The sequence below is a fragment of the Chloroflexota bacterium genome, from assembly GCA_016219275.1.
Taxonomy (GTDB): domain Bacteria; phylum Chloroflexota; class Anaerolineae; order UBA4142; family UBA4142; genus JACRBM01.
In genome coordinates, this window is sequence record JACRBM010000086.1 from 49,038 (window position 1) to 69,145 (window position 20,108).

The window sequence follows — 20,108 nt, forward strand, 5'->3', positions numbered from 1 at the left end:
TGAAAATGTCAAAGCGAAATGTGTTTATCGGGATCATTCTGTTGATCGTGGTGGTTGGCGCGTTTTTAGCGACGGGCGGGAGCAATCCACTCGCGCCGAAATCAACGCCGACGCCGGTCGCGGCGTTCGACGAACTCGATTACCTGGTCACGGCATCGGGGACGTTGCTGCCGATCAAACGGGCGAACCTGGGTTTCACCGTGCCGGGCAAAATCGTCAAGGTCGAGGTTGCAGAGAACGACGTGGTCAAGCCAGGCGCGGTATTGGCGCGACTCGAAGCGGCGGAACTCGAAGCGGCGGTCGCGGCGGCGCGCGCACAACTCGCGCAATTAAAAGCCGGACCGACGAAAGAAGATATCGCGATCGCGCAGGCGACCTTGGCGAACGCGCAGGCGCAACTTGCCAAGGTGCGCGCGCCGGTCGTAGTGGAAGATGTCGCGATTGCGCGCGCCGCGCTCGAAAGTACGGCAGCCATCATGCGCGACGCGCAATCGCAGTACGACCGCGTGCGAAATGATCCGCAGGTTGGTATGTACCCAGAGAGTCAAAAGTTGCACCTGGCAACCCAGGAGTACCGCATCGCCGAAGCGCGTTACAAGCAAGTGACGAAGGGCGCGATTGCGGAAGATGTGCGGATCGCCGAATCCGCCGTCAATGTCGCGCAAGCGAATATGAATCGCGTCCAAGCCGGCGCGCGCCCGGAAGAAATCGCGGCGGCGCAAGCGCGTCTCGATCAGGCGCTTGCCGCGCTCAACGCGACGATTCTCACCGCGCCGTTCGGCGGTACGATTGCCGCGCTCAATGCGCGCGAGGGCGAAACGGTTGCGCCCGGCGTGTCCGTCATCACGCTCGGCGACTTGAGCGCGTTGCGCCTGGAGACGGACGATTTGAGCGAGACGAGTATCGCGCGCGTGAAAATCGGACAGAGCGTCACGGTGACGTTTGAGGCGCTGTCCGGGAAAAAATTTAATGGGACGGTGTTGAGCATCGCGCCGATTGCATCGGCGAAGCAAGGTGGCACGAATTACACGGTGACGGTTCAGGTGGAAAAGCTCGACCCCGTGTTGCGGTGGGGCATGACCGGGCACGTCGAGATCAACACGCGGTGAGGACGTAAAGCGTGATGCGTAATGCGTGAAAGTTGATCCGCGAATAACACGAATCTTCGCGAATAAAAATTGTCGTGGGGGTTGTCATGGAAAAAGGATTGAATGCTCAGGAACAAACCGCGTTGTCCAAGTCAACCATTCGCAAAGCGGTGGCGGGCTTGGTTGTGATAACGGCATTCCCTGCCGCGATCATGTTCCTTGCGGCAGGACGCCTGGACTGGTGGGAAGCATGGCTTATGATTGGCGTGCTTGCGATCTCGACAATAATGAGTCGGGTGATTATGTTGCGCAAGTATCCCGAACTTGCAATGGAACGCGCGCGCTGGACGGAGAATCGGAACACCAAAGCATGGGACAAACAGCTGATGCCGATCGTCGCGCTGTACGGTCCGGCGTTGATGTGGCTGGTTGCCGGGTTGGACAAACGCTTGAGTGCTTCGCCGCCACTCGCCGTCGAGTTGGAAATTGCGGCGTTCGCTTTGGTGATCCTGGGATACCTGTTCAGCATCTGGGCATTTCTGGAAAACAAATTCTTTTCGGCGGTGGTGCGGATTCAAACGGAGCGCGGGCATACGGTTGTCAACACGGGACCGTATCGCTGGGTGCGTCATCCCGGTTATGCCGGCGGCATCGTCGGTTATTTGATAACGCCGATTGCGTTGGGAACGCTGTGGGTGTTTCTGCCGGCGGTGTTGACCGGCATTGCTGTCATCGCGCGGACGGCGTTGGAAGATCAAACGTTGCAAAACGAGTTAGCGGGTTATCGGGAGTACGCCGCGCGCGTGCGTTATCGTTTGTTGCCGGGCGTATGGTAGAAGATGGAGTAGTTATGGCAGACGCAAAGAAAACCGTGGTCGAAACTAGAGACCTGACAAAAATTTACGGCGATGGCGAGGGCGTCCGCGCGCTTGACGGCGTCAATCTCCAAATTCTCGCGGGCGAATTCGTCGCGGTGATGGGACCGTCGGGCAGTGGCAAGAGTACGCTCCTCAACATTCTCGGCGCGCTGGATCGTCCGACGCGTGGCGTGTGCTTGGTCAACGGGCAAGACCTGGCAAAGGTGCGCGACCTGGATCGCTTTCGTTCCAAGACGGTGGGCTTTGTGTTTCAACTGCACAACTTGATTCCCACGCTCACGTCGGTCGAAAATATCGAAGTGCCACTGCAAGAAGAAAAGATGACCGACCCGGCGCGGCGCGCGCGTGCGTTGCGGTTGCTCGAACTGGTGGGCTTGGCGGATCGCGTTCACTTTTTGCCGAATCAACTGTCCGGCGGACAGCGGCAACGCGTCGCGATTGCGCGCGCGCTCGCGAACCAACCCGCGATCATTCTCGCGGATGAACCGACCGGCAACCTCGATAGCAAAAGCACCGACGAGATCATGGATTTATTGCGCCGGTTGAATCGCGAGCAAGGTACGACCTTTATCGTCGTCACGCACAACCCGGCAGTCGCGCGCGCGGCGGATCGCATCGTCACGGTGCGCGATGGCAAAATTCTGCGCGACGAAAAAATTGACAGTGTGTATCTCGAAGACTTGCGCGAGTTTAAAGAGTCCGCGCTCGGTCACGCGATTCTCGACGGCGCGGTGCCGGAGGAGTTGCGCGGTTTGGGGTTGGAGCGTGTTGCGGGAGAAGTGAAAGCGATGTTGGAAAAAGTGTGATGACGCTGCGCGGATTGCTCGATCATTTCTGCAGTCAAAAGAAGACGGGCATCAGTCAATTGACTGATGCCCGTTTTGTGATTGGAAAATCGGACAATCGTGCGCTCGCGTCAACTTTAATCGCGGTGTAGACGAAATGTTCTGTAACGACAAATTTTTCCAGACCCAAAGTTTCCGCCAACCGGATGGATGCGATATTCGTTTCGCGTACCTGATAGCGGGGCGCATATCCGCACGCGAGTACGTGAGCGAGCGCCGTTTCGACAACGGGACGCGCGAATCCTTGTCTTCGGCGAGAAGGTACAGTGTACACGCCGCCGATCTCCCAAATGTTCTCGAAATTCCGAAATATGAAGCAAGTTGAAATGGGTTCGTCGCGCTCAAAGATTGTGAACGAGCGCGCGCCCTGTTCAAAGAACCGTTCCATTTCTTCGGATGTGTATCCGTTCTCTCGATAACACGCACAAGTGCGTTGATCTAAAACCTGGGATGCGATGACCTGCGGATGAGATCGCAAGCGTCGCGTGTCCGTCGTATACGAGATAAAGGCGGTCATGCGAGTTGAAGGGAATTCGTTAATCACAACTTGGCGCGTCATGTCATCAACGAGTTTGAAAATCAGGTTTTGGTTCCTGGGAATGTGAGTGACAAGACGTTGAACGCAATCCTGATTCGACGCGGCAATCAAGACAACGAATTCAGATTGTGGGTAAGTCTTGGCGTCAAATGGGTTCGCCAGCGTTGGAAGTAGCATCAAGACGCCTTGTTCCGCGTCGTGTTGCGCGTAATGGCAAATCATCTGCTCGGCATACGCGTCAATCATCTTCAAGTGGACGATGTGCTTGAGCGCGTTCGATTTCAAAAACGCGACGACCTCGTGGTGGTACTCCATAGTCCAATCCTTTCTTTCCGCGAATTACGCGAATCTCCGCTAATTTTTTTATTCGCGCAATTCGCGTAATTCGCGGAGAGGAAGAAAATAATCCGCGTTTATCCGCGTCCAATGAAATTCGCAGATACTTTGTATTATGCCATCAGTCGCGCGTAAAACGAAATTCGTTCTCGGCTTGAGAGCGCGCGGTTTCCGTGCTATAATGCCGCCACAATGTCAACCGATACACTCAATCGCGCCAAGGCGTTGATCGCCGCGGTGTTGTGGGGCGCGTCCTTCGTCGCGACCAAGACCGCGCTGCGTGACGTGTCGCCGTGGACGCTCATCGTCGTGCGTTTTGCTTTCGGCGTTGCGATTCTCGCGTTTGCCGTGTGGCGAATGCGACTCGCCAAACGTGTCAGTTTACGGGATTTACTTCTCCTCGCTGTTCTCGGGTTCATTGCCATCACGATTCATCAAGGGTTACAAGCGACCGGTCTCACGTTCACTTCGGCGGGCAGTATGGCGTGGCTCGTCGCGCTGAGTCCGGTTTTTACTGCGCTTCTTGCCGGGATGTTCCTCGCAGAATTATTCAGCGTCACGAAAATTTTCGGCTTGGTCATTGCGTTCGCCGGCGCGATCATCGTCGTCACGAAAGGCGATTTCTCCGGCGACGCGTTGCATTTACCGAGCACGCTCGGCGATTTGCTTGCGCTCGCGAGCGCGCTCAACTGGGCGATCTTTTCGGTCGCGAGCAAACCGGTTCTCCGCCGCCTACCGCCGACGTTGATGATGGCGTATGTGATGGCGATTGGCTGGCTCATAATTCTCCCGTTTTGGGGCGTCGCACAGGGCTGGAACGAAATCGGCAACCTCACGCGCGAGGGCTGGATCGCGATTGCGTTCCTGGGAATCTTTTGTTCCGGCGTGGCATACATTTTCTGGTACGATGCGCTCGCGCACATTGATGCGTCGCAAGCGGCGGCATTCATTTACCTCGAACCGCTCGTCACGATGGTGATCGCGGCGTTTGTGTTGAGTGAGCCGATTATGCCGATCACACTCTTCGGCGGCGTCACGATCATCCTGGGTGTGTATCTCGTCAATCGTCCAGCGCCGCGGCGCGCCGAGGCAGTCGTTGCGGCAGATTAACTTCTCCCCGCGCGCTTATCTTGCGGCGGTGTGGCGCGATGTGCGCGGCATGGTGAGTGGCATACTCGATGATCGCGCAGCAATTGCAACGATTATGTTGTTGCTCTTGCCCTGGGGCGCGCTGATTTTTCTGCGCGATAATTGGAACTGGGTCGAGATTTTCGCGCAAATGCTGGGTATTGCCGCCGTGTTCTGGTGGATGTCGCGCTCGGGCGCATCGCCCGCGCCGCCGGTTCGCAAACCGCGCGTCGAATTCTTATTCGCGTTTTCTCTGATCATTCTGTGGGTGATGTGGCGCGCCGGGATTTGCGCCAGACTGTTCTTTTTTCTGACGGACAATTTCCAATGTTACAAAAACTGGGAAATCGAAATTCTACCCAAGATGATCGAGCAGGTGATTTTTCCCGGACTGGTGTTGCTGAGCGCGGGGTACGGTCTACGCGCCCAGGGTTTGAGTTGGAGTTGGCGCGCGTGGTGGATCTGTTTGCCCGTGCTGTTAGCGTTGCTGGGTTATGGGATTTATCGGCATACGACCGATTTGCCCGCGTACGGGAAATCGCTCGGCGAGTTTTTCTTCGCCGCCGGTTTGCCGGAGGAAATGTTGTTCCGCGCGATTTTATTGACGCGGCTCGAAGCGTGGTGGCGCAACTCGGCGTGGGCGGTGTTCGGCGTATCGGTCATTTTCGGCTTGACGCACTTGCCGATCAACTATCTCGTGTTCACGCAACGCGATTGGCGCGAAGCGTGGATCACGTTGCTGACGTTTCAAATGGGTTTCGGCGCGGTGTTCGCGTTCGCGTACCAACGCACACGCAACGTTCTGCCGCTCGCGGTGATTCACGCGTTGATTGACGCAATGTTTGTATAGTTTTGGATTTGCGATTGTAAAATCGAAAATCCAAAATCCAAATCGGACATGGCTGACAAACTCAACTCGATGCGCTTGCTCGATGCGCGTAAAATTGCATACACCGCCACGACGTACGACGTGTCCGGCGAGTTTCACGCGGCGACAGATGCGGCGCAACTTCTCGGTGCGCCGGTCGAGGATGTGTACAAAACGCTCGTCGTTCTGCGCGACTCGCCCAAAGCCGGTAAACCGATTCTGGTGATGATTGCCTCACATCGCGAAGTGGATTTGAAATCGCTGGCGAAAGCGGTGAATGAAAAAAAGTTGCGGATGGCGACGCAACGCGAAGCGGAAGAGTTGACCGGTCTGCAAGTGGGCGGCATCAGCGCGCTCGCGTTGTTGAATCGCGGTTTCGAGATTTGCCTGGACGAACCCGCGCGTTTGCTCGACCAGATTCACATCAGCGCCGGACAACGCGGCGTGGACGTGCGCCTCGCGGTGAAGGATTTGCTCGCGGTGACGAATGCCAAATGGGTGCAGGCGACGAGTGATGGGTGATCTGCAAATGCGTAATTGGTAATTGGTGGTTCGTAATTCGTAATTCGCTATTTGCCAAATGCCAACGATTCTTTTTTCGATTCCTGACCTAATGTTCTCAACGCGCGTTGAGGATGCTGCAAAGCGCCTCGGCTATCGCGTGGTCGCGCTGAACGTGGGCGACGCGGTGGAGACAGTGATCGCGCGCGAATCGCCCGCGCTTGTGATTGTCGCGCTCGATGCGCCGGACTGGGCGCGCATCGTCGCGTCGGCGAAGCAAGGCGGCGCGCGCGTACTCGCGTTCGGCTCGCATAAGAATGTCGAGCAGATGCAAGCCGCGAAACGCGCGGGCTGCGATCAAGTGATCGCGCGTTCGATGATGGCGGCGGAACTGCCAAATCTTTTGCGGAAATTTGTCGAAGGATGATTGACGACCGATTTGAAAAAGGCGCTTTGCCATACTGGGTTCGTTTTTGTATCGGGTTGGGTGATTTGGAGTACGCGCCGGGTGTGATGCGTTTTGTGTTGAACGGCGCGGAAGACGACAAGTTATCGGATGCGGAGCTGGACGATCATCGCACTGCGCCGCGTCACAAATTGCCGTGGCAACCGCCGTTGCGAATGACCGTTCGTGCGCGCTTTAGCCATCACGCCGGCGAGTTGCTTGGCACGGCAGGTTTCGGATTTTGGAACGATCCGTTCGACTGGGTCGGTAACGTGGACACGCCGCCGAACGCGCTGTGGTTTTTCTACGCGTCGCCGCAGAGCGATATGTCGTTCGTACCGAACGTGCGCGGGCATGGTTGGAAAGCCGCAATGCTGAATGGCGGCAAGGCGGATAAACTGACGATGGCGCTCGGCAATTTTGTTTTTCGTTTGCCGGGAATGAGCAAACTGGTATTTCATCTCGCGCAGTTGCGCGTCGGCGCGCACGAGACGTTGCTCGACGATGTGTCGCTCACCGAGTGGCACGCATATCGTCTCGATTGGCTTGCACACGAGGCGCGCTTTTTCGTAGACGAGGTTGAGGTCGCGCGCGCGCCGAACCCACCGCGCATGGCGCTCGGTTTTGTCGCGTGGATTGACAACAATTACACCGCGATGGGTCCTGGACGCGATTTCTTTTTTGGGCGGATGGCGATGCAACAACGGCAGTGGATGGAATTGTCGCGCGTGCGCATCGAAAAAATCTAGGTGACTGCTCAACCTTGCGAAGGTTTGTAAACCTTTGCAAGGTTGAAGGAAAATCTCCGATGGAATCGTGGTGGATTCTGATTGTCCTGGCGTTCCTGATGGTGATTGTCCCAGTTCTCAATCAGCAATACTCTGCCAACACTGGCAAGCCATCGTTGAACCGGGAAATATTCGTGCGCGCATGGATGACGGGCGTTATGGCGTTCGGCATTGCGATCACAACGCACGAACTCGTAGCGGCGTTGCTCTTTTTCTTTCCGATGTCTATCGCGCTGTCCATCTTTGCGGCGATGAGTTACCCGACGCGAGAAAAAGCGTATCGCGCGATGTACGAACAGAAACAGAAACGCAAATCGTAAGCGAGTGGTGGGACGATGGATTGTCCTAGTGATTACCCAACCCCGCAGATGATTTACGCGTTCGAGCAGTTCAATCGCGGCGAGTACTGGCAGCAACACGAAACGCTCGAACAAGTTTGGCGCGCGGAAACGAACGCGAACATTCGTAATTTCTTCAAGGGAATTTTGCAGGTTGGTGTTGGCTTTCATCACCTCACGCGTTGCAACTATAACGGCGCGGTCAAAGTGTTGACGCGCGGCATCAACTATCTGCGCCCGTACGCGCCGCATTGCCTGGGTGTGGATGTCGCGCGACTGATTGATGAAGCATCGCGCGTGCTCGCTCAAGTTCAAGCGCTTGGTGCGGAACGCATCGGCGAAATCAATTTGGCTGAATTGCCGCGCGTGCACTTTAAATCGTAAATCGAAAAACCAAAATCCAAAATCTAAAATGGAGGACCCATGGCATACGTGATTGCCGAGCCGTGCATCGGCGTGAAAGATAAATCCTGCGTGAATGTGTGTCCCGTGGATTGCATTCACGGAACGGACAGCGACGAAATGTTGTACATCCAGCCGGACGAGTGCATTGATTGCGGCGCGTGCGCGCCCGAATGTCCGGTCAGTGCGATTTATCCGGCAGAGGATGTGCCGGCGCAGTGGAAATCGTTTATTCAAAAGAACGCCGATTATTTCAAAAAATAAGGTGAATCGCAATGGCGCGCGCGCGACTTGTATCAAGTTTCCTGTTTACACTGTGGCTTGTCGCATGCGCCGCGCCTACGCCAATTCCATTGCCCACACCAACGCCAACGCGCGTGTTGATCCCCGCGTCCACCCCATCGCGCGTACCCGCAACGGCGACATTGATCGCGCCCACGCCAACACATCAACCGCTCAGTACTCCGCTTCCCATTATTGTTCCGTCGTCCACTCCGCGCCCGCGTCAATTCGATGATACGGACACGCGCGCGTTACTCGGCGCGCTGTTCCCGAATATGAAACTCGTCCCAATCGTGGACGCGTTCACCGTGAACGACGATCCGGATTGGCAACTGTGGATTACCTCGCGCGTCGAGGGACAGTTCGTTCAGGGTACTGCGCCGGAACTCGCGGCGATTGTCGCGCACCAAGCGCCGCGTCTCACGCCCGATCTCGCGCAACAGTACGCGCCGATGGGTTCGTTCCTCGCACTGTTTCAAAAGCGCGAGGGCAAACTGGTCCCAACTCAGCGCGCGTTTCTTTTTCCGACCGATCTCTCGCCGCTGACGTTCGAGGTGACGATTGAGCGCGCAACCGATTTTGATCGCGATGGACAGAATGAAATGCTCATCCTCACAAGCGCGACGCGGATGGGCATCACCACCATCGCGGCATTTTTGTACCAATGGGATGATCCACAGTTCGTGGAACTGTGGTCGGCAGAGATCGGAAGCGACAATACCGGCGCGGTCAATCAAGCCGAGTACGCGATTGTCGAGCCGACGATTCGTCTCGCCGATCTCGACGGCGATGGGTTTGATGAAATCATCGTTGAGGCGACGCGTATCGAGTACGCCAAAGACGACCAGGGCTTGGCGAACCTCGACCGCGAGGTCGCGCGGCGGACGACACAACGCGTGTATCGGTGGGATGGGACGACGTTTGCGTTGATGCCTTGATTCGTTTGACAGTGTTTTAGCACTGCGTTTATAATGCCACCAACCAGGTAGGGAACGCTCCCCGAGCGTTTCCCGTGGAGGATCAAATGAATCGTGCGCGCAAAGCTTTGATGGATCGTCTGGAAACGAGCGGCAACGAGTTTGTCGCGTACCTCGCGCAACTTTCCGAAGAAGACATTCGTGCGGTGCCCGCGCCGACCGAGTGGAGCATTCATCAAGTCGTCGCACACATGCGCGATACCGAGCAACACGTTTTTCTCGCGCGGACGATCCGTATCACGCAAGAAGCGCATCCCACCGTCGCGTCGTTCGATCAGAACGCGTGGCAGCGCGAGCATTATTCGCCGGACGAACCGATCAAAAACATCGTACGTGAATTTCGCGCCGCGCGGCGCAAGTTGGTCGCGTTGCTCCGCAAGACGACCGAGAAGGATTGGGCGAACTGGGCGGGGCATCCCGAGTACAAAAAAATCTCCCTCGACTGGATCACGATGCACAACTATCATCACACGCTCGAACATGTCGCGCAGATTGGCTACGCGCGCGAGAAAGCAGTGCTTGCCAAGGTGCAGGAGGCAAAGTGAGAACGGGACGCGTTTTTGGCGCATTGGTCTTGATCGGACTTGGTGTACTCTTGTTGTTGGGCAACCTCAACATTTTTATTTTTCGTTGGGACATGTTGGGTCCGCTGTTTCTGATTTTGATCGGCGTGTGGCTCGTTTCGCGCGCGTTCGTGCCGGGTTGGGGACACAGCAGCGGCGACGTTTTCGCCGGTATCGGCGAATATCGTCCTGATTTGAGCGGTAAGGAAATACGCCGCGAAAAATTTTCGTACGGCATCGGTGACTCGCGGGTGGATCTCACGCGCGCTACATTCCTTGATGGCGAGAACGTGGTCGAGGCGTCGCAAGGCATCGGCGAGTTGCGTGTGACTGTGCCGCGCGATCTCGCGCTGCGCGTGCGCGCGAGCGCCGGGATGGGCGAGGCGCGTTTGTTCGACGAACAGGACGCCGGGATTGACCCGCATGTCGAATTTCAATCCCAGGATTACGCGACGGCGACGCGCAAGTTGAATTTGACCGCGCACGTGGGACTGGGCGCGGTGCGCGTGACGCGCGCGTGACGAGGAGACGCGACAATGCCATTCGAAAATGTGATCGCCGCGACTGAAGATGCGGTGGGCTTGATTCAACTTAATCGCCCCAAAGTGTTGAACGCGTTGAACGGCGCATTGATGACGGAGCTCGTGAGCGCGTTGGAGCAATTCGACGCGGACGATGCGGTGCGGTGTTGCGTGATTTTCGGTAGTGCGCGCGCGTTCAGCGCCGGCGCGGATATTAGCGCGATGAAGGACGCGTCGCCGGTCGAAATGCTCAAGCACGATTGGATCGCGACCTGGGATCGCGTTCGCAAAATTACCAAGCCGATGATCGCGGCGGTAAGCGGGTATTGTCTGGGCGGTGGCTGTGAACTCGCGATGTCGTGCGACATCATTCTCGCGTCCGAGTCCGCGCAATTCGCACAACCGGAAATCAACATTGGCGTGATTCCTGGCGCGGGCGGCACGCAACGATTGCCGCGCGCCATTGGTAAATCGCGCGCGATGGAGTTGATCCTCACCGGCAAGACGATGGACGCGCGCGAGGCCGAGCGACGCGGACTCGTGTCGCGCGTCGTGTCGGTCGAAACGTATTTGGATGAAGCCAAGTCGCTCGCGCGCGACATTGCGTCCAAGCCGCCGCTCGCCGTGCGCCTCGCGAAAGAGTCGGTCAACAAAGTGTACGAAATGTCGTTGGGCGAAGGATTGGAATATGAGCGTCGTTCATTCTACTTGTTGTTCGCGACCGAAGACCAACGTGAAGGGATGGACGCGTTTCTCAATAAACGGAAACCGGAGTGGAGAGGCAAGTGACAAATTCAATAGACCCCGAATTGATTACGATCATCGAAGGACCGACGCCGGATTTTCGTGTGGTGATGGACCCGTGGTCGTTGTCCGTGCTGGAAGGAAGTTCCGCGTACATCGTTGCGGCATGCCAGGTGCGTTCGTTCAAGGGCGAGGAGTTGATGGAGCGTTGCCAGCGCGCGTGGCGCGAACATCGTCCGACGCGGCTCGATTATCGTCAGATGGATGGCTTGCGCCGACAAGTTGAGATCGTGGGCGCGCGGCTCGAAAAAGTTGACGAGGTGGACGTGCTGAATTTGTGGGTGCGTCAGCCGGTCAAGCGGCTCATCAATATCTCGGGCGAAGATTCGCTGAAATTTGGGAACGAGGAATGAAGCCCGTTCGCGTCGGCATCGTCGGCTTGGGCTGGGGGCAACTTCAGATCGAATCGTTTCGCCGCGTGCGCGGCGTCGAAATCGCGGCGGTGTGCGATCAAAATATCGCGCGCGCGAATGAACTCGCAAGCCGATACAAAATCGCGCGCGCGTGTGACGACGCGAAAGAGTTGATGCAACTGCCGGACGTTGATCTCGTCAGCATCGCAACGCCGCCCGAAACGCAGAACGATCTCGTGCGCGCGGCGATTCACGCGCGCAAGCACGTCCTTTGCGAAAAGCCGTTGGGCGTGAATGTGCGCGATGCCGAATCAGTACTCGCCTTGGCGCGCGAACATGCGTTGGTTCACGCGCTCGATTTTGAAATGCGTTTCTTGCCCGCGCTCGCGTACGCCAAAGAACTGATTGATGAAGAGTACCTGGGTGTATTGCATCGGGTTGACGTGACGATGACGCTCGAGCAACCCTGGGGACACGAACATGGCAATTGGGCGGCGGACGATGCGCGCGGCGGCGGTATTTTGGCGGAACTGGGTCTGCACTTTTTCGATATTTTGCGCTGGTGGTTCGGCGATGTGGTCGCGGTTCTCGCGGAACGGCAAACCCACTTTGCGACGATCAAGCGCGCGAAAGAAAAAGGCGATGGCATCCAACTACAAACCGTCACCGGCGACGACGCGTTCTGGTGTGTGCTTCGTTTCGCGCGCAGCGGGCAGGCGCGCGTGAATTTCGTTTCGGGCGCGCGTCACGATCCGGGGTGGACGATGAGCGCGTACGGTTCGAGCGGTACGCTCGTCGTGCAGGGCGGCGGCTTGCTCGGCAGGCGCGACGGGGATCGCGAAATGGCGATTCTGCCGATTCCGAAACGACTCGAACTCGGCGACAATCCGCGCGACCCGTTGATGTGGAGCATGGTCAAGTTGTTCGAGCGTGTCGTCGCAAAAATCAATCATGCGCCAGATGCGAAACCGTTTCCGGATTTTCACGATGGAGTTCAAGCCGCGCGAATCGTTCACGCGATTCGGTGCGCGGCGCAAGAAAAAAAGTGGGTGGATGTGTGAGTGGCGGATGGTGGGTGGCAAGTTTGAAATCGAAAACCGAAAATCCAAGAGAGGGTTTATGGCTGATCGCAAAACTCAAAAACTGCTCGAAGGTTTGCAAAGCGATTTGGAACGCGAACTGCGCGCGGTTTTGCAATATATGTACCAATCGTCTGTTTTACTTGGCATCCGCGCGGTGACGGTTGCGCCGTATCTACGCCGCGAAGCCGAAGACGAACTCAAGCACGTCGCGTTTCTATGCGACCAAATCGTAAACCTGGGTGGTGTCCCGAAACTCGCGTCGCCGAAACTCAGCGAGGCGAAAGAGTTACGGCAAATGCTCGACAACGATCTCGCGCTCGAGCGCGAAGCGGTGCTCGAATACCGCGAACGCGCCAAACAAGCCGAACTCGCCGGCGAAATCGGTTTGAAATTGCGACTTGAAGAATTGTTGGCGGAAGAAACCGACCATCTGCGCCAACTCGAACGCATCTTGCGCGGCTGGGAATAAGTACGTCGAAATTCTCATTGCATTTTGTGTGGGAGCAGGGGAGCAGAGGCGCGGGGGTGAAAAAATCTCCCCTGCACCCGGGCTCCCCTGCTTCCTTGTTCTATGTTGGTTGTGCTTTGTCGTGTCCTAAGGTATAATCGCGAAGAGAAAATTTTTGATCGGAGTGTGCTATGGCTCGTCGCGCGACGCGCGTTGAAGATTCTGCCAATCGCGAAGTGTTGGATGATTTGTTATTTGGGCTAGCCAAGACTGCGGTACTCAAAGCCGCGATTGAACTCGAAGTCTGTACGCGAATCGCGGAAGGACATCGCACGGTGCCAGCACTCGCGCGCATCGGCGGTGCGGGCGAACGCGGCACCCGCATCTTGCTCGACGCGATGTGCTTTATCGGTTTGTTGTCGCGCGACCGCACCGAATACAAACTATCGCCAACCGCGGACGCGTTTCTCGTGAAAGGCAAGCCTACGTACTTTGGCGACGCCTTCCTGGGTGGATTAGCGTGGGATGCGCGCGGACAGTTAAGCAAGACAGTCCGCACCGGCAAGCCGATGGTCGCGGCGGCGAGCGACGCGTTCGAACCGATCTGGGCGGGCTATGCCGCGTCGCATCTGGCGGATTGGCAACGACAACTCGGCGACTATAACGCGATGTGGGACAAGGTCGCGATTGCCTCCGATCTCAAAACGTTGCGCGTGCTCGATGTCGCGTGCGGTTCCGGCATCACGTCGTTCGCGCTCGCGAAACGATTTTCCGTTGCGCGCGTGGTTGCGCTCGACCGCGCGATGATTCTGCCGTACGCCAAGCAACTCGCCGAGGCGATGGGCATCGCGTCCCAGGTTTCCTTCGTCGCCGGCGATGCGCTCAACTTTGACGCGCGCCCCGATTCGTTCGACCTCGTGTTGTTTAGCAGTATCACGCAGTACCTCAGCCCGGAGCAAATCATCGGCGCGTTCCGCAAGGCGTACGAATCGCTCGTGCCGAACGGACGCATCGTCATCACCGCGCCGATCCTGGACGACGACCACAAAGGTCCAGGCGAAGTGCCGCTCGCCGCGATGGAACCCTTGCTCTTTAGCGCGGACGGCGACGTGTATCCGTTCGTCGAATATCGCGGCATGTTGGAAGCGACCGGCTTTTCCGAAGTGACGAGTCACAAAGACGATTGGGGTCTCGTCACTGCGCGCCGCATCGAAAAAACTCAACCCAAGGGACAAGGATGAAAGCGATTCAATTCAATGCCGCGATTCCGCGTTATGCCCTGGGACTCGCGCTTGGGAAAATCTATCAGCCGATTTTGTGGAGCGGACTTTCCTGCACGCAATACGTGGATGCGCCGGAGCCGCGCTTGCCAAACGACGAATGGGTGAAAATCAAAACGCGGTATGGCGGGATTTGCGGCAGTGACAATCATTTGCTTCATTTGCACAACAGTCCCGCGGCGTCGGCGGTGACTTCGTTTCCATTTGTCATCGGTCACGAAAATGTGGGGACGATTTTGGAACTGGGTTCGCGCGTGCGTGATGTTGCGATGGGCGAGCGCGTCGTGATTGAGCCGACGTTGTGGTGCAAGCCGCGCGGGTTTGCCGATTTGTGTGAGTGCTGTGCGCGTGGCGATATTCAATTGTGCGAACGGATTACCGAAGGTACGATTTCGGCTGGGCTGATTTTGGGTTCTTGTCGCGATACCGGCGGAAGTTGGAGTCCGTACTATCTCGCGCACGCGTCCCAGGTTTATCGCGTGCCCGATGCGGTGAGCGACGAGAACGCGTTGCTCGTCGAGCCGTTCGCGACCAGTTTGCACGCGGTGCTTGCGAACCTGCCGAGCGATAATGAGACGGTGCTTGTCTTTGGCGCGGGCGTGATTGGCTTGGGCATCATCGCGGCTCTGCGCGCGCTGGAGAGCAAGGCGCGCATCATCGTGCTCGCGCGGCATGGCATCCAGCAAGAACTGGCGAAAAAGTTTGGCGCGGACATGGTGATTTCCGCATCGCGCAATGCAAATCACTTTGCGGAATTCGCACGTGCGGTCAATGGCAAGTTGCTCAAACCGATTCTCGGCAAGCCGGTGCTCATCGGTGGAGCAGAGGTCGTGTACGAGTGTGTCGGCAACGCGGATTCGATTGACGACGCGTTGCGATTTACGCGTGCGAGTGGCGTCGTCGTGCTCGCCGGACTCGCGGCGGTGCCGAATGGCGTGGACTGGACGCCGATCTGGATGAAAGAGTTGCATCTCAAAGGCACGTACACGTACGGGCATGACGATTTTCGCGGCGAGCGTTGGAAGACGTTCGACCTCGCGCTCGATCTGATGGCGCGCGGCAAGGTGGACCTCTCGCCGATGATTACGCACAAGTTTCCGCTGAACGAGTACGCGCGCGCGTTCGATGTCGTCAACAAGCGCAGTCGTGAGCGGTCGGTCAAAGTGGTGTTTGAATTCGATTAGTTTGAGTGGTGTCATTCTCAGATACAAGTTGGGAGGCGAGGATGATTCGTTATAAAGTGATTATTTATTGGAGCGCCGAAGATAACGCGTTTGTTGCGGAGGTTCCCGAATTGCCCGGTTGCATAGCGGCTGGCGCGACATATCAGGAAGCGTTGGGGAATGTTGAAACGATTATCCGCGAATGGATTGAAACCGCGCAAGAATTGGGACGCCCCAGCCCAGAACCCAAAGGGCGTTTGGTTTTTGCCTAAATTCCCACAACCCGATATGAACGCTTCACAATTACCTCAAGTTACCCAAGACGAAAAAATGCTCGACCTTGCCGCGCGGTACGCGCCGATTATTCTCGCCGACGAACGCGAGCCATTCGCAGTTGTCGCGGCAGGGTACACGATTTTCGATCACGAAGACGCGTCACCCTCATTCAAGCGCCGCGTTGAGTGGGGCAGTGCGGGCTATCCAGCGACGCGCGCCATCGAGTATGCGTTATGGTGGGACTGGGACATTGGGCATCTCTACGAACTCGAACACGCGTGGACATTCGTCGGTGCGAACGGCGAGGTTGTCGCGGTCGAGGCGTCGTGGCATGGCATGTTCGGTCCCGCAGAAGATGTAAAGCTCGAAGGCATGCACCCGGTTTTGCTCGCGCAACCCGGCAAGCACGCCATGGCGGCGAGCATTGCGCCGTTCGACGAAATCCGCGAGTGGGCGGAGAAAGAAGCCGGACCGGACGCGGGCAAGGATGGCTTGCTCGAAAACGAGTTGTTTCGCGGTAAGTTACACAAGGCATCAGAAGCCGACGCGCGCGTACGCGCGTATCTCAAGCCGCGCGCGTTCGTGCCGTCGTGGAATTTCACCAAACGATTCCCGGTCACGCGCGAAATGTTGATGCCCTGGGACGCGCTGTGCGAGTGGATCCCCTCGCGCATCGCGTGGTGGCTGGAGCAGATTTAAGATTTGCGATTGATGATTTCAGATTTGAAATCTGCAAGCGAAATCGAAAATCCAAAATCATAAACCCAAAATTCTTCAGAGGTGATGATGCCTCTCCTCGACCTTGATCTTTATCGCAAGCAAGTGGTAGTGTCCGAATATCCGCTCGTCACATTGAGCGTGATTGACGCGGGGCGTTTTCCGGCGGAACGCACGATGCTGTTCATTCACGGTTTCGGCGGATACGCGCTGCAGTGGGAAAAACAGCTCACCGAGTTCGCCGAAAAAAATCGCGTCATCGCGTTGGATGTGCGCGGTCACGGTTCGTCGGATTGCCCGGCGAGCGCGTACACGATGGACGAGCTGGTCGGCGATGTCGAACGCGTGGTCGAAGCGTTGCGCCTGCCGCCGAAATTCGACTTGCTCGCACATTCCTTTGGCGGCGCGATTGCCGCGTCGTACGCGATCAAACACCCCGATCGCGTTGCGCGCCTCGTTCTCACCGGAACCTCGGTTGAATTTTCGCTCAACGGCTTGTTGCGTTTCGCGTTCAAACTCCCCACCGCGATTGCCGAAGTGGTTCGCGCGCGCTTCCCGCGCAACGTCTCCGCACCCGCGCACGTGTTGAAAGCGATGTATTACAACGCGATGGTCAAGTGGGACGGCAACACGACTTTGCCGCGCGTGCGCGTGCCGACGCTTGTCATCCTGGGTCATCGCGACATCACCTTCAAGCGTTCCGCGTACGACGCGGTCGCCGACCGGATTCCCGGCGCACAGGTCGCGAAAATCCCGGTCTCGGCGCACATGGTGCAACTCGAACGTCCCGACGCGGTTAACCGTGCGATCACGCGTTTTCTCGGCGGCGGCGCGGTGACGTGGCGCGAAGGACGCGAGCGCCAGGTAATTGACCTGGTCAAGCAACGTCCCTGGCTCAAGCATTACGAAGAACAAGTGCCGTACTCCGTCGCGTATCCGTCGCAACCGCTCTTTCGTTTTCTCGAATCCGCCGCGCGGCGGTTTCCGAATCAGCGCGCCGTCGTCTTTTATGATCGCGCGCTATCGTATCGCGAGTTGAACGACGCGACGAATCGTTTGGCGAATGCGTTGAGTAATCTTGGCGTCAAGAAAGGTGACCGCGTCGCGCTGCTCTTGCCCAACTCGCCGCAGATGGTGATCGCGTACTATGCCGCGCTGAAAATTGGCGCGATCGTCGTCAGTCTCAATCCGTTGTCCAATGTGGACGAGCTCGCGCATCAGTTGAACGATGCGGGCGCGGAGACGATCATCGCGTTGAGCAATTTTTATCCCGCGATCAAAGTTGTGCGCGTGGGAACGCCGCTCAAACACGTGATCCTGACGAACATCAAAGAGTACTTTGCCGCGCCGCGGCGCGTTCTGTTTTCGATTGTGCGCGAATCGCGCGAGGGACATCGCATTGATCTGCGCGGCGAAACGAACACGTACGCGTTTCAAGAGTTGCTCACGCGCGCGTCGAGCGCGTCGCCGACGGTCGAAGTGACGCCCGACGATCTCGCGCTGATTCAGTACTCGAGCGGCACAACCGATTTGCCCAAGGGTGTGATGTTGACGCACGCGAACGTCGTTGCCAACACGGTGCAGTTGCGGCATTGGCTTTCGGATGTGGAAGACGGCGAAGAAGTGGTCCTGAGCGTCTTGCCTTTTTCGCATTCGTACGGAATGACGACCTGCTTGAACCTGGGAATTTCGATTGCCGCGACGCTCGTTCTCCTGCCGACCTTTTCGACGCGCGAGGTGTTGCAAGTCATCGCGCGTTATCGCCCGACGCTCTTTCCGGGTGTGCCGACGATGTACGTCGCGATCAACAATTTTCCAAACGTTCGCAAGTACGGTCTCAAAACGATTCGCGCGTGCGTGAGCGGCGCGGCGCCATTGCCCTTGGAAGTGCAAGAGGCATTCGAGAAACTGACGCGCGCGAAATTGGTCGAAGGATATGGCTTGACGGAAGCCAGTCCGGTGACGCACGCGAATCCGATCTACGGTCATCGCAAAACCGGCACGATTGGCGTGCCGTTGCCGGACACCGAAGCGAAAATCGTGGATTTGCAAACGCGGCTCGACGTACCGGTCGGCGCGATTGGCGAACTCGCGGTGCGCGGTCCGCAAGTGATGTGTGGTTATTGGAATCGTCCGAGCGAGACCGTGCAGGTGTTAAGCCCGGATGGGTGGCTGTCCACCGGCGATCTCGCGCGCCAAGATAACGACGGGTATTTTCAAATCATTGATCGTAAAAAGGATATGATTCTCGCGGGCGTTTACAATGTCTATCCGCGCGATGTCGAAGAAGTGTTGTACGAACATCCCAAGGTTCTAGAAGTCGCGGTTGCGGGCGTTGCGCCGGATGGAGGTGATACGGCAGTCAAGGCATACGTCGTGTTGAAGAAAGGCGAAGTCGCGACGGCGGAAGAGTTCATGGAGTTCTGCCGAATGCGCCTTGAAGCGTACGCCGTGCCGCGTCTCGTCGAGTTCCGCGATCAGTTACCCAAGACGTTTGTGGGCAAAGTGTTCAAGCGTAAACTCATCGAAGAAGACCGCAGGTGAGAATTCGGAATTCAGGATTCAGTATACAGTGTTCAGTTCTGAACACTGTATACTGAATCCTGAACACTGCCCCCGATGCCCGCACTTGCCATTCTCCTTGTCCTTGCCGCCGCGGTGCTCCACGCGTTTTGGAATTTTCTCGCCAAGGACGCGCGCGATTCATCCGCGTTTATGTGGTGGGGCGTTGCGGTTGGCGCGGTGTGGAACGCGCTGTTCGTCGTAACGCAGACCTCGCTCGCTCTGCCGCTCGAAACGTGGCTCTATCTTCTCCCCAGTCTCGTCGCCGAAATTGCGTACGTCGCGCTGATTTCGCGCGGGTACGATAACGGCGATCTCTCGCAAGTGTATCCCATCGCGCGCGGGACGCCGCCGCTGTTCATCGCGCTGTGGAGCGCGATCTTTCTCGGCGAACGTTTGCCAATCCTGGGTTATGCCGGCATCGCGCTGTTGATGATCGGCATTTACCTCGCGTCGCTCCGTTCGTTCGACGATGTGTGGAAACCGCTCCGCTCGGTCAAACATCGTCCCACGCAATTCGCGTTGCTCGCTGCGCTGTGTGTGTCAGTCTATTCAACGCTCGACAAAATGGGCGTGGGGCATACGACGCCACTCGTATACAATGTGTGGGTGTATGCTGGCATCGCGATTGGGTACGCGCCGTTTGTGTGGGCGCGCGGCAATCGCGCGAGCACGGCGCGTGAATGGCGCGCGAATTGGCGGCGCATCGTGATGGGGAGCGTCGCGACAGTTGGCAGTTATTTGCTCGCGCTGACCGGGATGACGCTGACCGCGGCGAGTTATGTGGGCGCGGTGCGCGCGACGAGTGTCGTGATGGGCGCGCTGTTGGGTTGGCTGTGGCTCAAGGAACAGTTCGGCGCGGTGCGCGTGTTTGCGTCCGCGTTGATGGTGGCAGGGCTGGCGATGGTTGCGCTGGCGTGAATAA

The 20,108-nt window shown here is 57.4% G+C and carries 25 protein-coding genes; 24 read left to right on the forward strand and 1 reads right to left on the reverse strand.

Features of this window, described 5'->3' with window-relative positions:
* Positions 1-5 precede the first annotated feature (5 nt).
* The 3 genes from HY868_23045 (at position 6) to HY868_23055 (ending at position 2,772) form a co-directional block, all read left to right on the forward strand.
* Positions 6-1,109, forward strand: a complete 1,104-nt coding sequence (locus HY868_23045) for an efflux RND transporter periplasmic adaptor subunit (GenBank protein MBI5305027.1) — start codon at positions 6-8, stop codon at positions 1,107-1,109.
* An 86-nt stretch (positions 1,110-1,195) separates the two neighbouring features.
* A complete protein-coding gene (locus tag HY868_23050) occupies positions 1,196-1,924 on the forward strand; it encodes an isoprenylcysteine carboxylmethyltransferase family protein (protein ID MBI5305028.1) in 729 nt (242 codons plus the stop codon).
* Positions 1,925-1,938: 14 nt separating this feature from the next.
* Complete coding sequence (locus HY868_23055) at positions 1,939-2,772, forward strand: ABC transporter ATP-binding protein (GenBank protein MBI5305029.1); 834 nt, start codon at positions 1,939-1,941, stop codon at positions 2,770-2,772.
* Positions 2,773-2,827: 55 nt separating this feature from the next.
* On the opposite strand, the gene HY868_23060 is transcribed toward HY868_23055, so the two are convergent.
* Positions 2,828-3,664 (reverse strand): GNAT family N-acetyltransferase, encoded by an 837-nt coding sequence (locus tag HY868_23060; protein MBI5305030.1) that lies wholly within the window; start codon positions 3,662-3,664, stop codon positions 2,828-2,830.
* A 213-nt stretch (positions 3,665-3,877) separates the two neighbouring features.
* On the opposite strand from HY868_23060, the gene HY868_23065 reads away from it, so the two are divergent.
* The 21 genes from HY868_23065 (at position 3,878) to HY868_23165 (ending at position 20,104) form a co-directional block, all read left to right on the forward strand.
* Positions 3,878-4,795, forward strand: coding sequence for a DMT family transporter (locus tag HY868_23065; protein MBI5305031.1), 918 nt, complete (start codon positions 3,878-3,880; stop codon positions 4,793-4,795).
* Positions 4,782-5,663 carry a CPBP family intramembrane metalloprotease gene (locus tag HY868_23070; protein ID MBI5305032.1) on the forward strand — a complete coding sequence of 294 codons (882 nt, stop codon included), beginning with the start codon at positions 4,782-4,784 and terminating at the stop codon, positions 5,661-5,663. Before HY868_23065 ends, HY868_23070 begins: the two co-directional genes overlap by 14 nt.
* 48 nt (positions 5,664-5,711) lie before the next feature.
* The gene (locus tag HY868_23075) at positions 5,712-6,203 is read left to right on the forward strand and encodes an aminoacyl-tRNA deacylase (protein MBI5305033.1); all 492 of its coding nucleotides are present in this window, start codon (positions 5,712-5,714) and stop codon (positions 6,201-6,203) included.
* A 58-nt stretch (positions 6,204-6,261) separates the two neighbouring features.
* Positions 6,262-6,609, forward strand: a complete 348-nt coding sequence (locus HY868_23080) for a hypothetical protein (protein MBI5305034.1) — start codon at positions 6,262-6,264, stop codon at positions 6,607-6,609.
* Positions 6,606-7,376 (forward strand): hypothetical protein, encoded by a 771-nt coding sequence (locus HY868_23085; GenBank protein ID MBI5305035.1) that lies wholly within the window; start codon positions 6,606-6,608, stop codon positions 7,374-7,376. Before HY868_23080 ends, HY868_23085 begins: the two co-directional genes overlap by 4 nt.
* Before the next feature lie 59 nt (positions 7,377-7,435).
* A complete protein-coding gene (locus HY868_23090; GenBank protein MBI5305036.1) occupies positions 7,436-7,735 on the forward strand; it encodes a hypothetical protein in 300 nt (99 codons plus the stop codon).
* 15 nt (positions 7,736-7,750) lie between these two features.
* Positions 7,751-8,137: a DUF309 domain-containing protein gene (locus HY868_23095; protein ID MBI5305037.1), complete on the forward strand. Its 387-nt coding sequence runs from the start codon at positions 7,751-7,753 to the stop codon at positions 8,135-8,137.
* A 39-nt stretch (positions 8,138-8,176) separates the two neighbouring features.
* Positions 8,177-8,419 (forward strand): ferredoxin family protein, encoded by a 243-nt coding sequence (locus HY868_23100; GenBank protein ID MBI5305038.1) that lies wholly within the window; start codon positions 8,177-8,179, stop codon positions 8,417-8,419.
* Positions 8,420-8,430: 11 nt separating this feature from the next.
* Positions 8,431-9,375 carry a VCBS repeat-containing protein gene (locus tag HY868_23105; protein ID MBI5305039.1) on the forward strand — a complete coding sequence of 315 codons (945 nt, stop codon included), beginning with the start codon at positions 8,431-8,433 and terminating at the stop codon, positions 9,373-9,375.
* 86 nt (positions 9,376-9,461) lie between these two features.
* Positions 9,462-9,959: a DinB family protein gene (locus HY868_23110; GenBank protein ID MBI5305040.1), complete on the forward strand. Its 498-nt coding sequence runs from the start codon at positions 9,462-9,464 to the stop codon at positions 9,957-9,959.
* Positions 9,956-10,498, forward strand: a complete 543-nt coding sequence (locus HY868_23115; GenBank protein MBI5305041.1) for a cell wall-active antibiotics response protein — start codon at positions 9,956-9,958, stop codon at positions 10,496-10,498. The genes HY868_23110 and HY868_23115 overlap by 4 nt, the downstream gene beginning before the upstream one ends.
* 15 nt (positions 10,499-10,513) lie before the next feature.
* Positions 10,514-11,287 (forward strand): enoyl-CoA hydratase/isomerase family protein, encoded by a 774-nt coding sequence (locus tag HY868_23120; protein MBI5305042.1) that lies wholly within the window; start codon positions 10,514-10,516, stop codon positions 11,285-11,287.
* Positions 11,284-11,655 carry a hypothetical protein gene (locus HY868_23125; GenBank protein MBI5305043.1) on the forward strand — a complete coding sequence of 124 codons (372 nt, stop codon included), beginning with the start codon at positions 11,284-11,286 and terminating at the stop codon, positions 11,653-11,655. Before HY868_23120 ends, HY868_23125 begins: the two co-directional genes overlap by 4 nt.
* Complete coding sequence (locus HY868_23130; protein MBI5305044.1) at positions 11,652-12,716, forward strand: Gfo/Idh/MocA family oxidoreductase; 1,065 nt, start codon at positions 11,652-11,654, stop codon at positions 12,714-12,716. The genes HY868_23125 and HY868_23130 overlap by 4 nt, the downstream gene beginning before the upstream one ends.
* A 58-nt stretch (positions 12,717-12,774) precedes the next feature.
* Positions 12,775-13,206: a hypothetical protein gene (locus HY868_23135; protein MBI5305045.1), complete on the forward strand. Its 432-nt coding sequence runs from the start codon at positions 12,775-12,777 to the stop codon at positions 13,204-13,206.
* 170 nt (positions 13,207-13,376) lie between these two features.
* Positions 13,377-14,426 carry a class I SAM-dependent methyltransferase gene (locus HY868_23140; protein ID MBI5305046.1) on the forward strand — a complete coding sequence of 350 codons (1,050 nt, stop codon included), beginning with the start codon at positions 13,377-13,379 and terminating at the stop codon, positions 14,424-14,426.
* A complete protein-coding gene (locus HY868_23145) occupies positions 14,423-15,649 on the forward strand; it encodes an alcohol dehydrogenase catalytic domain-containing protein (protein MBI5305047.1) in 1,227 nt (408 codons plus the stop codon). Before HY868_23140 ends, HY868_23145 begins: the two co-directional genes overlap by 4 nt.
* Positions 15,650-15,690: 41 nt before the next feature.
* On the forward strand, positions 15,691-15,900 hold the full coding sequence (locus tag HY868_23150; GenBank protein MBI5305048.1) for a type II toxin-antitoxin system HicB family antitoxin: 210 nt from the start codon (positions 15,691-15,693) through the stop codon (positions 15,898-15,900).
* Positions 15,901-15,958: 58 nt separating this feature from the next.
* Positions 15,959-16,603, forward strand: a complete 645-nt coding sequence (locus tag HY868_23155; protein ID MBI5305049.1) for a hypothetical protein — start codon at positions 15,959-15,961, stop codon at positions 16,601-16,603.
* Between the two features lie 87 nt (positions 16,604-16,690).
* Positions 16,691-19,165: an alpha/beta fold hydrolase gene (locus HY868_23160; GenBank protein ID MBI5305050.1), complete on the forward strand. Its 2,475-nt coding sequence runs from the start codon at positions 16,691-16,693 to the stop codon at positions 19,163-19,165.
* A gap of 75 nt (positions 19,166-19,240) precedes the next feature.
* Positions 19,241-20,104 (forward strand): EamA family transporter, encoded by an 864-nt coding sequence (locus tag HY868_23165; protein MBI5305051.1) that lies wholly within the window; start codon positions 19,241-19,243, stop codon positions 20,102-20,104.
* Positions 20,105-20,108: the final 4 nt, after the last annotated feature.